The organism is Candidatus Magnetaquiglobus sp., from assembly GCF_058402785.1.
In genome coordinates this window covers 41149-57041 of sequence record NZ_JBZVFG010000024.1, presented here as the reverse complement: position 1 = coordinate 57041, position 15893 = coordinate 41149, and the positions used below count along the sequence as shown (strand labels likewise).

The window sequence follows — 15893 nt, the reverse complement described above, 5'->3', positions numbered from 1 at the left end:
CAGGCAAGTTTGGAAACGAAGCTCGTCTTTTGCACGGTGGCCTTGCGGGAAACGATGCATCTCAAAACAGACGCGGTTTAGCGTTTCTTCGGTTGAAAATCCTCGGCCAGCAACGCCACCAGGGCGTCGGCGAGCTGGTTCATGGCCTCGGTTTCGGCGCGCATGCGCGCCGCGTGGCTGGCCGTGCCGGAGCTGGGCTCGTAGTAGGTGGCCACTCCCTTGACCGACGGATAACCCGGCTCGCTCGGTTTGCCGTCCACCTCGAGGACCGGGTGGGCGGTGATCATGACCCGATACTGATTGGCGCGGCCCGAGCTGTCCTCGAGCACCAGATCGCGGCTGACCGCATCCAGTTGCACCCGCAACCGTTTGGAACCCTCCGCGCTGGAGGAGCCCGCGGCAAACGGGCCCATGCGGGTGGTGAGGTTTTCGTGCAGGATGCGGGTCAGAACCGCGTCGGAGCGGGATTTGACCTTGAACTTCTCCATGTCTTTGGCTGGGCTGACATCCTCCACCATCAGGACGGTCCGGGTCCAGCGCCCCTGTTCGGCGTTGGCGAGCCGTTCGCCGGGAAAGCGGTAGCCGCATCCGGCGAGCAGGGAGAGGGCGAGCAGCGCGGCGGTCAGGCCGGTGCGGGCGTGGGACGGGCGGTTCATGCTGGGGTTCTCTCCCTGGGTGTCCATGGGGTCCGTGGTGTGATCCCGGTTCATGGCTTGACCACGATGTTGATCAGTTTGCCGGGCAGGGTGACCATCTTGACCACCGTCTTGTCCGCCAGATGGGGTTGGACGTTGGGATCCGCCAGGGCGAGCCGCTCCTGTTCGGCGCTCGGGGCGTCGGCGGGCACGGCGATGCGGGCCCGAAGCTTGCCATTCACCTGAACCACCACGGTGACCGTCTCGCGCACCAGCGCCTCGGGATCGACCGTCGGCCAGCGTGCCGCGTGCAACCGGCCCGGCATGGCCAACGCCTCCTCCCACAACTCGGCGGTGAGGTGCGGGGCAAAGGGGTTCATCAGGATCACCACGGTTTCGGCCATCTCGCGCAGGGTGGCGGCCTCCTCGGAGGAGAGGGCGCCTTCGCCGGCCTGGTTGAGGAACAGGCTGCCGGCGTTGATCAGCTCCATCACCGCGGCGATGGCGGTGTTGAACTGATGGCGTCCCATGTCGCGGGTCACCTTGTCGATGGTCTCGTGGATCTTGCCGCGCAGGGCGCGGGCCGCCGGAGCCTCGGGCATGGCGCGGGCCGGCGGGACTCCGGGGGCCCGTTCGACGATCTGCCACACCACGCGCCAGATGCGGTTGAGAAACCGCCAGGCCCCATCCACGCCGCTGTCGTTCCACTCCAGATCCTGTTCCGGGGGAGCGGCGAAGAGCATGAACACCCGCGCGGTATCGGCCCCGTAACCCTGGATGAGGTCGTTGGGATCGACCACGTTGTGCTTGCTCTTCGACATCTTTTCGTTGCGACCGATGACGATGGGCGCCTCGCATTCGGCGCAGAGCAGACGCCCCTCGCGTTCGAGGGTCTCGCGCGGATAGCGCCAGCCGTGTTCCGGGCAGCGGTGGGTATCCTTGCGCACCATCCCCTGGGTGAGCAGGCGGGTGAAGGGTTCGTCGCAGGCCACCTCGCCCACGTCGCGCAGCGCCTTGTGGAAGAAGCGGGCGTACAGGAGATGGAGCACCGCGTGTTCCACGCCGCCGACGTATTGATCCACCGGCATCCAGTGGTTGACGCGGGCGATATCCAGGGGGGCGGTCTTGAGGTCCGGGGAGCAGTAGCGCAGAAAATACCAGGAGGACTCCATGAAGGTGTCCATGGTGTCGGTTTCGCGCCGTGCCGGAGCCCCACAGGTCGGACAGGTGACATGCTTCCAGGTGGCATGACGTTCGAGAGGATTGCCCGGCTGGCCGAGGAGGTCGAGGATATCCTCGGGCAGGGGAACCGGCAGATCGGCGACCGGCACCGGCACCACGCCGCACGACGGGCAGTGGATGAAGGGGATCGGATTGCCCCAGTAGCGTTGTCGGGAGATGCCCCAGTCGCGCAGCCGATACTGCACCGTGGCCCGTCCGATTCCCAGCGCTTCGAACCGCTCGGCGACCGTTTTTTTGGCGGTTTCGTTGTCGAGCCCGGTGAATGCGCCGGAGTTGACAAGAAAACCGGGACCGGTCCAGGCTTCGGTCATGGTGGCCGGATCGAGGGGGGCGCCGGTGGGTTGGATCACCACCCGGATCGGCACGTCGTGGGTGCGGGCGAACTCGAAGTCCCGCTGGTCGTGGGCCGGCACCGCCATCACCGCGCCGGTGCCGTAGCTCATCAGCACGAAGTTGGCGATGAAGATCGGTACTTTTTCACCCGTCAGCGGATGAATGGCATGCAGACCGGTGAAGAACCCCTTCTTTTCGAGACGCTCCAGGGTCTCCTCGCTGGTGCCGGTCTGCTGGCACTCGGCGATGAAGGCCGCAGCCTCGGAACTCCGCGCCGCCACCCGTGCGGCCAGCGGGTGTTCCGGCGCGATGGAGCAGAAGGTCACCCCCATGATGGTGTCCGGACGGGTGGTGTAGACCGGCAGGGTGCTCTCCTCGCCGTCGATGGCAAAGGCGAACTCCACCCCGTGGCTCTTGCCGATCCAGTTGGTCTGCATGGTGCGCACGGTCTCCGGCCAGCCGGGCAGGGTGGCGATCCCTTCCAACAGCTCATCCGCGTACCGGGTGATGCGCAGAAACCATTGGGAAAGCTCCTTGCGCTGCACCACCGCGCCGCTGCGCCACCCCTTGCCGTCGATCACCTGCTCGTTGGCCAGCACCGTCTGATCCACCGGATCCCAGTTGACGAAGGAGAGCTTGCGATCGATCAAACCTTTCTCGTACAGCTTGAGGAACAGCACCTGTTCCCAGTGGGCGTAATCCGGATCGCAAGTGGCGAGCTCGCGTGACCAGTCGTAGGCCAGCCCCATGGATTTCAACTCGCCGCGCATGGTGGCGATGTTGTCGTGGGTCCAGGCCTTGGGGTGGCGTTTCTGGGCGATGGCGGCGTTTTCCGCCGGCATGCCGAAGGCATCCCACCCCATGGGTTGCAGCACTTCGCAACCCGACAGCCGTTTGTGACGGGCCATCGCGTCGCCGATGGCGTAGTTGCGCACATGGCCCATGTGGATCCGTCCGGACGGGTAGGGGAACATCACCAGCAGGTAATACTTCTCCCTCTCCGCGCGTTCGTCGGCCCGAAAGCTCCGTTCATCCTCCCAAATGCGCTGCCATTTGGCTTCCACGGCCTGGGGATTGTACTTTTTCATGACTTCTCGATTTCGATTGGAGATGAATGGGGAGTCACGGGCGCTCAATCGGCGAGGCGTTCCTCGATCGAGCCGGCATCGAGGATCCGTTCGCTCAGCCGTTCGAGACGCTCCAGATCGGATTGTTCGACCTTTGCGCGCGCCCACTCCGGTACTAGGAGCAAAAGGTATCACGAATCGGCGCGTCGCGGCAAACGGCATTATCGCAGGGGTGGGTGGCACGGCATCCGGGCGCGGGGAGGAGGGCTGGCGCGAGCCGGAGATTTCCTGAGGCGGGTATTTTTTATTGCAATGACTGCAAAAATATGCCATTTTTGCAGATAATGCAAATTCTACCTTTTCAATCAACCTTCAACTACCCAAGGGGAATCGACATGTGGGGCCATCGACTGTCGGGCATCGCGTTTTCACTCATCCTGTTGTTCTGGGGCCTGCTCGACACGGCCCGAGCCGATCTCAAGGAGATCCGAGAACGGGGAGAATTGCGCCATCTGGGAATCCGTTACGCCAATTTCGTCACCGGAGCCGGCGATGGCATGGATGTGGAGATCGTGCAGGGATTCGCCAAGAGCCTCGGGGTGAAATACACCCTGGTTTTCACCGATTTTGACAACGTGCTCAAGGATCTTCTCGGCAGGCAGGTGGTGCGCAAGGGGGATGCGGTGGTGCTGGAGGGGGAGCATCCGGTCAAGGGGGACATGATCGCCACCGGCTACACGGTGCTGCCCTGGCGTCAGAAGGTGGTGGATTTCTCCGCGCCGATCTTTCCCACCCAGGTGTGGTTGATCGCCCGTTCCGACTCGGAACTGGCGCCGATTTCAGGGACCGGCGAACTGGGCAAGGATATCCATGAAACCAAATCGCTGATCGGTTCCAAGAGCCTGCTGGTGATGGAGAAGACCTGTCTGGATCCGGGGCTGTATGGTCTCAAGGACAAGGGGCTGGATCTGCGCAAGTACACCAAGAACACCAACTTGAACGAGATGGTCCCGGCCCTGTTGAACCAGGATGCCGAGTTGTCGTTGCTGGACGTGGCCGATGCGCTGCTTGATTTGCAGAAGTGGACCGGCAAGATCAAGGTGATCGGCCCGGTCTCCGAGATCCAGGAGATGGCCGCGGCCTTTCCCAAGGAGTCCCCGGAGCTGCGCGCCGCCTTTGATGCCTATTTGAACACCATCCGCGCCGATGGCACCTATGACACCATCGTCAAGCGCTATTATCCGGGCATACGGAGTTACTTCCCGGAATTCTTCGCCCGCAAATGATGCGGCTCAAGCCAGGAGGCATGGCGTGAACGCAACCCGACCGAGCCTGCCGGTCATTCTCGCATTGAGTTTCTTCTGCTATTCGTCGGCGCTCCTGTGGCATGGCTACCAGAGTCAGGAGCAGTTGCGCCAGGCGGCGGACAACCGGCTGATCAACGAAACCAACCGTCATGCCGTGGAGTTGGCCGTTCGACTGGATGGTCAACTCGAGCAGCTCGCGGATCTGACCCGCTCCCGTGAGATCGAGACCTATCTGACCAACCAGGATCTGGGCATGTCGCCGATGTATGGGCTCAATGCCAACCTGGAGACCATTCGGGAGCGTTTCATCGTCTTGTTGAAAAGCTCCGCCGAGAACGGGCAGTTGGCGTTCCGACGCCTGATCCTGTTGGACCAGGCCGGCAAGCGTCTGGTGGAAAGCGAGGATGCCGCGCCGATCATCGGGTTGGCGGACGCCAATCCGGTCTCGAAAGCGGTGATGATGATCGATCTGTGCCTGCGTCAGGTGATCCTGCGGGCGCCGGTGATCTTCAAGGGGGTGGCACGGGGGGAGCTGCTGGCGTTGGGGGATTATGCCGGGATCGAGAAGTCGCTGCGCAAACTGGATATTCAGGATGGGAATCGTCGGCTCCTGATCGGCGCGGAGGGTCTGCTCGCCGAGCGTCACGAGCCGTGGATGGAGGAGTTGAAGGTGATCCGGGAGATCCGCGACGCGGAACCGGGGCGACTGTTCGCCCTGGATCTGCCGATGGGCGCCGATGATCGCCACGTGGAGAGTCTGGGGGTCAAGATCGAGCTGCCCGTGCCCGGCATCCAGTGGGTGACCCTGGCCCCGGAGGAGCGGATTCATGGCCATTTGACCTCGCGCAATTTCCTGTTGGCCTCGAGCGTCGTGCCGCCGTTGATGTTGATCAGCGTGGTGTTGTTCGAGTTGCAGCGGCGTCGCACCGCGCAACTCAAGGAGCAGATGGAGACGACCGAGCGGCAACGCACCGAGTTGCAGGGGATCAACCGGGAGTTGGAGGAGGAGATCGCCAAGCGTCGGGCCGTGGAGGTCTCCTTGCGCGATCAGGGCCGGGCCCTGGAGCGGTTGACCGGGGAGTTGCGCGAGAGCAAGCGTCAGGCCGAGGAGTCGAATCGGGCCAAGAGCGACTTTCTGGCCAACATGAGCCATGAGATCCGCACGCCGATGAATGCCATCATCGGCATGACCCATCTCTGTCTGCGCACCGAGCTGATCCCCAAACAACGCGACTATCTGGACAAGATCAACGCCTCGGCCCACTCCCTGTTGCGGATTCTCAACGACATCCTGGACTTCTCCAAGATCGAGGCGGGCCGATTGGAGATGGAGACCATCGACTTTCGTGTGGATGAGGTGATGGACCATCTGAGCACGTTGATGGTCTTCAAGGCCCAGGAGAAGGGGTTGGAGTTTCTGCACTGGCTGGATCCGCGCATTCCGGCCAACCTGATCGGGGATCCGCTGCGACTGGAGCAGGTTTTGGTGAATCTGGCCGGCAACGCGGTCAAGTTCACCACCACCGGGGAGGTGCTGGTCACGGTGGCCCTGGTGGAGAACACCGGAACGGAGGCGCGGTTGCGCTTCACGGTACGGGATTCGGGCATCGGTTTGACCCCCGAGCAGATCGACAAACTCTTCACCCCCTTTACCCAGGCCGATACCTCGACCACCCGTCAATTCGGCGGGACCGGTCTGGGGCTCTCCATCAGCCGGCGGCTGGTGGAGATGATGCAGGGTTCGATCTCGGCCAGCGGTCAGCCGGATCAAGGGAGTGAATTCACCTTCACCGCGCTCTTCAAGATCGCCGCGCCCACCGCCAGCCGGTCGGTGATGCTGCCGAGTGAGATCCTGGACCGGGGACGGCGGGTGTTGGTGGTGGATGACAACGCCATGGCCAGGGAGGTCATCGAACAGACCTTGCGGGATCTGTGCATGGAGGCGACCTGCGTGGCCTCGGGGTTGGAAGCGCTGGCGTTGATGCATCAGGCCGCAGATATGGGCATGCCGTTCGGATTGGTGATCATGGACTGGAAGATGCCCGGCATGGACGGCATGGCCTGTGCCGAACGGATCCGTCAGACGCTGGCCGCGGATGCCCAGCCCAGGATCATTCTGCTCACCGCCTTTGACCAGGCCCAGGCCCGCGAAGGGGCGTCGAGCGGGCTTTTGGATGGTTATCTGACCAAACCCTTCAGCCACTCCCAGCTCTTCGACGCCATCATGGTGGCCCATGGTCGGCAGCCCGCGCCGAGGGTTTCCGAGCCTGCCGAGCTGGGCGGTTCAACCGAGCTGATCGCCGCGTTGCGGGGGATGCGGGTGTTGCTGGTGGAGGACAACGAGATCAATCAACAGGTGGCCAGCGAGTTGTTGACCATGGCTGGGTTGGAGGTGACCATCGCCAACAACGGCGAGGAGGCGGTGGAGCTGTTCCAGCGCGGCACCTGTCAGGTGATCCTGATGGACATCCAGATGCCGGTGCTCGACGGCTATGGGGCCACCCGGCGGATTCGTGGTCTGGAGCGGGGCAAGTCGGTTCCGATCATCGCCATGACCGCCAACGCCATGTCCGGCGAGCGGGAGCACTGTTTGAGCGTGGGCATGAACGATCACATCCCCAAGCCCATCGAGGTGGATCAACTGTTGATGACCCTGGTGCGCCATCTCCATCCGGAGGGGACGGCGCTGGTCGCGGGTGAGGGGTCGTTCGTCAAGCCGGTCCGCCCGGTGGGGGTGTCGTTGGTGTTGCCGGGATTCGACCTGCCGCGGGCCATGGCCCGTCTCGGCGGCAATCAGAAGCTGTTCGTCACCCTGTTGGAGAAGTTCGTGGTGCAACAGCGGGATAGCGCCGAGCGGATCGCCCGCGCGGTGGAAAACCGGGATCTCATCGAGGGTATGCGCCTGGCCCATACCCTCAAGGGATTGGCCGGGAATCTGGGGTGCGAGGCGCTGCGGGAGATCTGTCAGACCCTGGAGAGCGGTCTGGGGGGGACGGAGCCGCCCGACGGGTTTCTGGAGCAGATGGCACGGTTGCGTGACCTTCTGGCCGAGACCATGACCACGATCGAAACCGCCCTGGCCGATCTCTCCACCGGCAAGGGGCTTCCGGCTCCGACGCCTACCCGTTCAGAGGATGCCGGCCAGCTCCTGGGCTTTCTGAAGCGTCTGGAACCCTGGGTGGCCGAGCGCAAACCGCGTCCCTGCATCCCGGTGCTCGAGGAGATGCAACGGGTGGCGTGGCCGGATGGTTTGCGTGAGCCGCTGGAGGAGCTGACGCGGATGATCCAAAAATACCGCTTGAAGGAGGCTTTGCTGCTGTTGCGGGAACTCATGGCCGGTCTGGAGGGTGGGTCTGCCACGAAGGGGGGTGACCCGGTGGCGTGATCCGCCGCACACCCCCACCCGGACCGGGGATCCCCACCCGGTCGGAGCGGCAGGCGGGTCATGGGAGTCCGGCGCGCCCCTTTCCGGCCATCTCCTTGTGTCGTTCGTCCAGCAGGCGGGTCACCTCGGAGCGCAGTTTTTCGATGGAGAAGGGTTTTTTGAGCGTGACGTCGGCGCCGCTGATCTTGGCCACATCCACCAGGATGTCGGCTGGGAAGATCCGGTCCCCGCCGGTGATCACCATGATCTTGACATGCGGATCCCACTCCCGCAGATCCCGCACCACGCTCAACCCTTCGCGGTTGGGCATGAGAACGTCGGTGATCACCAGATCGATGCCGCGATGATGATGGATGATCTCATGCCCCACCTGACCATCCGGGGCGGTGAGGACGGTGCCCAGGGAGCGCAAGACCTCCTCGAGCAGTCGGAGAACCTGCGGATCGTCCTCGATGACCAGAATGGTGGGCATGGCGGGCTCCTTTGGGGGGGGGTGGAATGGTCATGCGGGGTTGGAGAACGGTTCTGGTGTTGGGCATTGTTCCATGGCCTCGATGAGTTGCGCCATGGAAAAGGGTTTGCGCAACACCTCCGGAACGCCGAAATCCTGAACCATGCGTTGCACCTGATCCGCATCCAGATAACGACCGCCGCCGGTCATGGCGATGATGTTCTGGGTCTGGTTCCATTGGCGAATTTTGACGATGGTCTCGATTCCGTCGGGTCGTGGCATCAGGATATCACACAACACCATATCCCAGGGACCCTGATTCTTCAAAAGCTCCAGGGCCGTCCCGCCGTTGTCCACGGAGCGGATCGCGTATCCCGCCGCGCCGAGCATTTCGGTCAGCATGCGCAGAAATTGCGGATCGTCGTCGATCACGAGAATGCGTTTCATGGTTTGTCTCCCGAATGCGGTCGTATCAAGGTGTTGAGCGCTTCGCTCAAGGAACGGATGGGGGTTGGCTTGTACAAGATCCGGTCGATGACCCGTCTTTCCGGATCCTCCTGCATCGCTCCGCTGTCCATGCCGGTCACCAGGATCACCGGGAGATCGGGCCGAATGGCGCGGATGCGGGTGGCCAACTCCACCCCGGTCATGCCCGGCATGGCGTAATCGGTGATCATGGCCTGGAAACGGTCCGCGTGGGCGGCAAAGTTGGCCAGGGCCTGGTGTGGGTCCGCTTCCGGCTGCACCCGATACCCCAGCCCGGAGAGCATCCCCTCCAGAATCGACAGCAGTTGCGGTTCATCGTCCACGATCAACAGGGTGCCGCGACCGGCGATGGGCACCGGGGTCTCCGTCCGATACTCCGGATCGGCGCGCGCCTGGTCGATCACCGGCAAAAACAGTTGAAACAGACATCCCTTGCCCCATTCGCTCTCCACGGTCACCGCGCCGCTGTGGCTGGTGGCGATCCCATGCACCACCGCCAGTCCCAGTCCGGTCCCCTTGCCCACCTCCTTGGTGGTGAAGAAGGGGTCGAAGATCTGTCCGATCAGTTCCTGGGGAATGCCGTTGCCGGTATCCCGCACCTGGATCCGGGCGTAGTGTCCGGGGGGCAGGACCTTGATCGGCAGGGGGCCTTCGGTCAGATCGACCTGGTCGAGGGTGAAGGTGATCCGGCCCCGATCGCCGAGAATCGCCTGACGGGCGTTGGTGCCGAGGTTGAGCAGCATCTGGTGGATCTGGTTGCCATCGCCATGGATCATCAGCTCCTCGGCTTGAATGTCGGTGATGATGGCGATGGAGGAGGGGACGGAGATCCGCAGGAACTGGCTGACCTCGCGGACGATGCGCGCCAGTTTGAGGGTGGTGCGACCGACCGGATTGCCCCGACTGAAGGTGAGCAGTTGATCGACCAGACCCTTGGCGCGGTTGCCGGCGATGGCGATCTCGCCCAGACAGTGGGAGACCCCCGCCGGATCGGCGCTCTTGAGTTGACCGAGTTCGGCGAATCCCAGGATGATGCCGAGGATGTTGTTGAAATCATGAGCGATGCCGGCGCTCAGGGTGCCGATGGCCTCCATGCGGCTCGCATGCAGCAACTGTCCCTCCAGCTTCACGCGATCCAGGGCGATGGCCAGCAGATCGGCGATGCGTTCCAAGGCGGTGATGTCGTCGTGGGCGTAGTCCCGTCCGCTGTTGCCGACCGCGATCTCGGCCACCACCCGGCCCCCCTGCATCACCGGCACGGCCAGGAAGCGCTCCAGGATCAGATCGTGCCCGATCGGCAGTGAAAAGAAGTGGGTGGTGCGTTGGGGGGTGTTGAGCAGCAGGGGACGCCGGTGCTCGATCACCCAGCCCCAGATGTCGGTGTACTCGGTGAAGAGAATCGGTGGCCGCATGGTGGCCAGGATCGGCAGATCCCAGATGATGGCGCGGTTGCAGGCATGACCGGTGCGGGCATCGACCTCGTTGATGTACCCCTGGCAGCTGCGTGTCACCGCCAGACAGAAGGCCAGTACCTTCTTGGCCAGCGATGGAATGGTCATTTTTTGGAAGGCGAGCAGCTCCTTGCCCAGTCCGGCCAGGATCTCTTGCAGCTCCTTCTCCCGCAGGATGATCGCCTCGTCGCGCCTGTGCAGGGTGAGATCACGGGCAAAGGAGAGCATGCGTCCACCCGGTCCCGAGCTGCTCACCGACACCTCCACCGGCCAGCGCTCCCCGTTCTTGGTTTTGTGCCAGGTTTCGAAACGGTCCCCACCGTTCCTCTCGATCCGGGCGATATGGGTTCGCACGTCCCAGGCATCCTCCACCGACTCGACATCCGGGATCGACATGCGCAACAGCTCCTCCCGGTCGTAGCCGGAACGCTCGGCGTAGGCGTGGTTCACATCCAGCAGGCGCCCGGTGGCCGGATCGACCTCCCAATAGCCGTCGTGGGTGGTTTCGATCGCCTGTCGGAAGGCGTGTTCGCGGGTGAGGATCTCTCGTTGCATCCGTTCGATGTGGGAGATGTCGCGGAAGAACCCTTGCACGATGGACTGCCCGGCCAGATCGATGCGACAGCCGGCGACTTCGACCGGGATGTTCATGCCCTGTTGATTCACGATCCAGGTCTTGATCGGCAGGGATGGATCGATGGCGGTCTGGCGTGCGTGATCTTCGAAGCCGCACGAGATGGTCTGGCTGTCCTCTTCGTTCGGATGCAGCTGGCGATGATGGGTGCCGCGCAGCGCCTCCAGCGGTTTGCCGATCAGCCGGCAGGCGGCCTGGTTGGCATCGATGATGATGCCGGTCTTTGCATCGGCCAGGAAGATGGCATCCGGGGCCTGGTTGAACAGGGCATGCCAGCGGGTTTCGCTCTGCCGCAGGCGGCGGTTGGCGATGGAGAGCTGAATGGCCAGGGCGATGATGGCGAGCACCGCCAGCATGGTGGTTACGAGGATCCCGTGAAACTGGTGCCACAGATCGTTCCAGCTCATCGGTCCGTTGTTCTCGAACGGCGGCAGTTTCAGGACGCGCGCCACTTTATCGACCAGGGTATAATCCGCGGGCATCACGAAGCCGGCCACCCCTTCCGGGAGATGGAACGGGTGCTCGCCGAGCGTCAGGAGGGCGGCGACGATCGACTCGTGCAGGTGGTTTTGTTCCTGTTGGGCAATGGCCACGAACGGCCACTCCGGATAGAGCCGGGTGGAGCTGATGAACGGCGCCTCGAGCCACCGTTGGCGATGGATCACCTTGAGTTGCCCCTCCGCCAGCTTGCCGGATTTCAGCATGGCCTCCAGCATGCCGGTGCGGGTGAAGGCGACATCGGCCTTCCCTTCCAGAACCCGGGTGATCCCCAGTTCCGGATAGACCCCCACAAACTGGATCTGACGTTCCGGATCGATGCGAATCCCGGCCTCGTGGAGTTCGTACATGGGGGCCATGTAGCCACCCAGGGACTCCGGGAAGGGGGCGGCGATGCGTTTTCCGGCCAGATCCGCCAGGGTGTCGAGATCGTTTCGTCCGGCGCGGGCCAGGATCACGCCGCCCAGGGCGCTGCTGCCGCCGCGCGGGGATTTGACCGACAGGGTGGCCAGGGGGCTGGAGAGGGTGTATTGCTGTCTGAGCTGGATGTAGTGCAGAGGGTTGGTCAGCAGGAAGTCCAGGGCGCCGTCGGCAATGCGTCGATTGAGTTCCGTGTAATCGGCCACCATCAGCTCGATCGGTTGGGACAGCCCGACGTGCGTGGTCAAATAGTCGGCCAGGGGCTGCCAGGGGTGCGAGTCGCCCGAGGAGAAGCGCCGGTCCAGGACGCCGATGGTCAGGGGGCGGTCGGCCCAGGCCGTCTGGCAGCCGACGAGCAGATGGGCGAGCAGGAGCAGCCAAGCCCAACCGGTTGCGCGTGGCTGGGCGATCGAACGGGCAGAACGGAATGGTTGAGTCTGCTTGCCTTCCATGAGGTGGCCATTGCGTCGGGCGACATGCTCAAGGTGGCAGGGGTCGGTCCGATTCGGAAAAGGGGAGCTTCGAGTATAGGGGTTATCATTTATGCGAATGATAAGCCTCATTGTCAAGAAGGATAGACAAGATTCCGACAAAGTGCAATTGCGATTATTTCGTATTTTTCGGGAAAATTGACGCAGTTTGCAAGATATGAGGTATAAGAATTGCATCCGGATCGGCGTCGAGCCGATCCGGTCCACCACACATGGAGGAATATGGCGTGCAACGCGCGCCAAGCCGGGCGCTTGCGAAAGGTCTTGGTCCAGGCGAGGGGCTGGGGCGGGATCACCACTCCTTCAGGCGTACCTGCAACGCCTCGTGCTTGGCGGTCACCTCGGCGGCCATCCGCGCCACATGGGCCCGATAGCGGGTCGCGATCGCCGCATCCCCCAGGGCCAGAATACGCGCCGCGAACAACGCCGCGTTGCGGGCCCCGGCCTTGCCGATGGCCATGGTGGCCACCGGAATGCCGCCCGGCATCTGCACCGTGGCCAACAAGGCATCCATGCCCTGCAACTCGGTGGCCGACAACGGCACGCCGATCACCGGCAGATCGGTGATCGAGGCGACCACGCCGGCCAGATGGGCTGCGGCTCCCGCGCCGACGATCAACACCCGGATGCCGCGTTCGGCGGCGGACTGGGCGTAATCGTGGGTGCGCGCCGGGGTGCGATGGGCCGACGTGACGGACATCTCGAAGCCGATGCCGAACTCCTTGAGCACCTTGCCGGCCTCTTTCATCACCTCGAAGTCGGAGTCCGAACCCATGAGAATCCCCACCAGGGGAGCGTTGTCCTGCATCATCGCGTGATCCTTCACCTCAAGAACGCTCCCGCGCCACGGCGCGGTAGCCGATGTCACGACGGTATTGCACCCCGGACCAGTCGATCCGGGTCACCGCCTCGTAGGCCCTCTGCCGGGCGGCGGCCACCCCGTCGCCCAGGGCGGTCACCCCCAGCACCCGTCCGCCGGCGGTGACGATCCGTCCCTCCAGGCTGCGGGTGCCGGCGTGAAACACCATGGTATCGGTCACCTCGGCGGCGCGGTCGAGTCCGGCGATCGCATCCCCTTTGGGATAGGCGCCGGGATAGCCCTGGGCCGCCATGACCACGCACAACGCGGCGCGCGGATCCCAGTCGATGGACATCCCCTCCAGGGAGCCGCTGGCGCAGGCCAGAAGATACGGGATGATGTCCGAACGCATGCGCATCAGCAGAGGCTGACACTCCGGATCGCCGAAGCGAACGTTGTATTCGAGGATGCGCAGATCGTCCCCATCGATCATCAGGCCGGCGTAGAGGATGCCGCGATAGGGATACCCCTCGGCGGCCATGCCACGCACCGTGGGCAGGATGATCTCCTCGACCGCGCGTCGCACCAGGGTCGGGGTCAGGCATGGCGCCGGGGAGTAGGCTCCCATGCCGCCGGTGTTGGGTCCAAGATCCCCATCGAAGATCGCCTTGTGATCCTGGGCCCCGGCCAGAGGCAACACCCGTTCCCCATCGACGAAGGCCAGCAGCGAGGCCTCTTCGCCCTTCAGGAACCCTTCCACCACCACCTCGTCGCCTGCGGATCCGAATTCGCGTTCCACCATGATCCGGTCGATGGCCGCGTGGGCCTCTTCCAGGGTCGAACAGACGATCGCTCCCTTGCCGGCGGCCAGCCCCGAGGTCTTGACCACGATCGGCGCGCCCTGCGCCGTCACGTGGGCATGGGCCTCGGCGGGGTCGCGGAAGGTGCGGTAGGCGGCGGTGGCGATGGCGTGACGGTCGAGCAGATCCTTCATGAAGACCTTGGAGCCCTCGAGTCGGGCGGCGGCCATCGACGGACCGAACACCGCGATGCCACGCTCGCGCAGCCGGTCGGAGAGACCCAGGGTGAGGGGCGCCTCGGGACCGATCACCGCCAGGTCGATGGCCTTCTCAACGGCGAAGGCGGTGAGGGCATCGATCGCCTCGGCCTGGATCGACACGCATTCGGCGTGCAAGGCGATGCCCGGATTGCCCGGCGCGCACCAGAGTTTCTCCACCAGGGGGGATTGGGCGATCTTCCACGCCAGGGCGTGTTCCCGTCCGCCACCCCCGACCAGCAATACCTTCATGCCCATGTCGCGCCTCTGCATTCGATTGTGGAATGTGCCGATTTTTCGCGTCGGATCCCGGATGGTTTCGGGCATCCAGACGAGAAAAGCGGAATTAACGCAAAAACCGGGCTGGAAGTCCAGCATTCACGCGCGGCCCCCCTTGCCGCCCGATCATCCGGATCCGGACCGCGGGCGGGCGAGGGGGGATCGGGGTCGATGGTCCCGCCTGTTCCGGGAGCCGGTCAATCCATGGCGCTCAAGGGTATGAGGATGTTGAACGTCAGACAGCACAGGGACATGACCCCGAACATGGTTCGGTCCAGAACGTAGGCCAGGGCGTGGTCCCCCTTTTTCACATGGAGATGGTTGGCGATCAGGGAGAGCGCGATGGTCAGGAAGATGGTGCCCATGCCGAAGCCGGAGATGAAATCCACCAAGCCGAAGGAGCCGGAAGGTGGCAGGATCGAGTTGGCGACGTAGGAGTTGGAAACCGCGCCGAAAAAGGCGGCGGAGGGGAGCGAAAATCGGGGACTGACATCGCAGGGGGCCACGAAGAAATTGGAGAGGGCCACCATCAACGACGCGAACAGGGCGACAAAGATCTTCAGGTAGACGCCGGGTCCGGTCCGTTGGATCTCGATCCCGACCACATACTGGGTGCGGGTGCTTTTTTCATCCACGGCCTTGCGCGGATCCCCATTGGCCGACTTGTAGGTGTGCGGCTTGACCGTGGTGCCATGCCGGATGATCGTGAAGCCGGGAATGCGCGTCCGGGAGCTGATGTTGGATTCCGGGTCCGCCACATAGCGCAGTTGGCCTGCATCCCGCGCGCTCTCTTCGATGTGGATGTTGAGCAGGTGCCCCTCGATGGGGACGCGCATGGTATCGAAGAATTTCAGGAACTTCGCCGAGATCCGGTATTTCTGGTAGTGGATGTTCTCCTCGCCGTGGTACGCCTCGAGCAGTTCCTTCTTGAGGATCGATCCATCGACGATGACGAACCTGCCGCCGGGATCCAGCTCCTTCGAGCCGGTCCAGGAGAACCAGAGGTAGAGATTGGCGGTCCAGAACGAGTCGCGAATCGACAGGGTTTCGATGTTGTCCACATACGAGCCGACCTTGACCTCGACGACCCCGCCCTGATCCGGCGTGTCCGCGGAAGACGCGGATTCGGATTCGACCGGCTCCGCGCTCATTCGGGAGGTGTGATGCTGGCGCGCGGATGTCTTGCTTTGGTGGAGAAACGTGCTGGCAAAATGGATTCCAATGCCATAAAGGACGAAAATCAGGAGGCTTGCCGAAAGGATGAAGCGCTTTTTCCTGCCCTCCAGACCAGCCCATGTCTGAAAATACATCCTGAAATCTCCATGCAGCTTGAGTCATGCGGGAAATCCGGGCGATCG

10 protein-coding genes are annotated in these 15893 nt (G+C 63.4%); 2 read left to right on the top strand and 8 right to left on the bottom strand.

Annotated elements, in window-relative coordinates; genetic code table 11:
- Positions 1–77: 77 nt before the first annotated feature.
- Both ACV4UY_RS09790 and leuS read right to left on the bottom strand, forming a co-directional pair.
- A complete protein-coding gene (locus ACV4UY_RS09790; RefSeq protein ID WP_491607418.1) occupies positions 78–656 on the bottom strand; it encodes a hypothetical protein in 579 nt (192 codons plus the stop codon).
- Positions 657–706: 50 nt separating this feature from the next.
- A complete protein-coding gene (gene leuS, locus ACV4UY_RS09785; protein ID WP_491607417.1) occupies positions 707–3298 on the bottom strand; it encodes a leucine--tRNA ligase in 2592 nt (863 codons plus the stop codon).
- Positions 3299–3672: 374 nt separating this feature from the next.
- Between leuS and ACV4UY_RS09780 the strand changes: the two genes are divergently transcribed.
- Both ACV4UY_RS09780 and ACV4UY_RS09775 read left to right on the top strand, forming a co-directional pair.
- Positions 3673–4563, top strand: a complete 891-nt coding sequence (locus tag ACV4UY_RS09780) for a transporter substrate-binding domain-containing protein (protein WP_491607416.1) — start codon at positions 3673–3675, stop codon at positions 4561–4563.
- Between the two features lie 25 nt (positions 4564–4588).
- Positions 4589–7969: a hybrid sensor histidine kinase/response regulator gene (locus ACV4UY_RS09775; RefSeq protein ID WP_491607415.1), complete on the top strand. Its 3381-nt coding sequence runs from the start codon at positions 4589–4591 to the stop codon at positions 7967–7969.
- A gap of 58 nt (positions 7970–8027) precedes the next feature.
- Here the strand turns inward: ACV4UY_RS09775 and ACV4UY_RS09770 are convergent, their stop codons facing one another.
- The 6 genes from ACV4UY_RS09770 to ACV4UY_RS09745 all read right to left on the bottom strand — a co-directional run bounded on the left by ACV4UY_RS09770 (position 8028) and on the right by ACV4UY_RS09745 (position 15686).
- Complete coding sequence (locus ACV4UY_RS09770) at positions 8028–8441, bottom strand: response regulator (RefSeq protein ID WP_491607414.1); 414 nt, start codon at positions 8439–8441, stop codon at positions 8028–8030.
- A 30-nt stretch (positions 8442–8471) separates the two neighbouring features.
- Entirely contained in the window at positions 8472–8867 is a 396-nt protein-coding gene (locus ACV4UY_RS09765; RefSeq protein WP_491607413.1) for a response regulator, read from the bottom strand.
- Entirely contained in the window at positions 8864–12361 is a 3498-nt protein-coding gene (locus ACV4UY_RS09760) for a PhnD/SsuA/transferrin family substrate-binding protein (protein ID WP_491607412.1), read from the bottom strand. Before ACV4UY_RS09760 ends, ACV4UY_RS09765 begins: the two co-directional genes overlap by 4 nt.
- Positions 12362–12692: 331 nt before the next feature.
- The gene (purE, locus tag ACV4UY_RS09755) at positions 12693–13211 is read right to left on the bottom strand and encodes a 5-(carboxyamino)imidazole ribonucleotide mutase (RefSeq protein WP_491607411.1); all 519 of its coding nucleotides are present in this window, start codon (positions 13209–13211) and stop codon (positions 12693–12695) included.
- Positions 13212–13227: 16 nt separating this feature from the next.
- Positions 13228–14508: a phosphoribosylamine--glycine ligase gene (gene purD / locus ACV4UY_RS09750; RefSeq protein WP_491607410.1), complete on the bottom strand. Its 1281-nt coding sequence runs from the start codon at positions 14506–14508 to the stop codon at positions 13228–13230.
- A gap of 224 nt (positions 14509–14732) precedes the next feature.
- Positions 14733–15686: a hypothetical protein gene (locus ACV4UY_RS09745; protein ID WP_491607409.1), complete on the bottom strand. Its 954-nt coding sequence runs from the start codon at positions 15684–15686 to the stop codon at positions 14733–14735.
- Positions 15687–15893 lie beyond the last annotated feature (207 nt).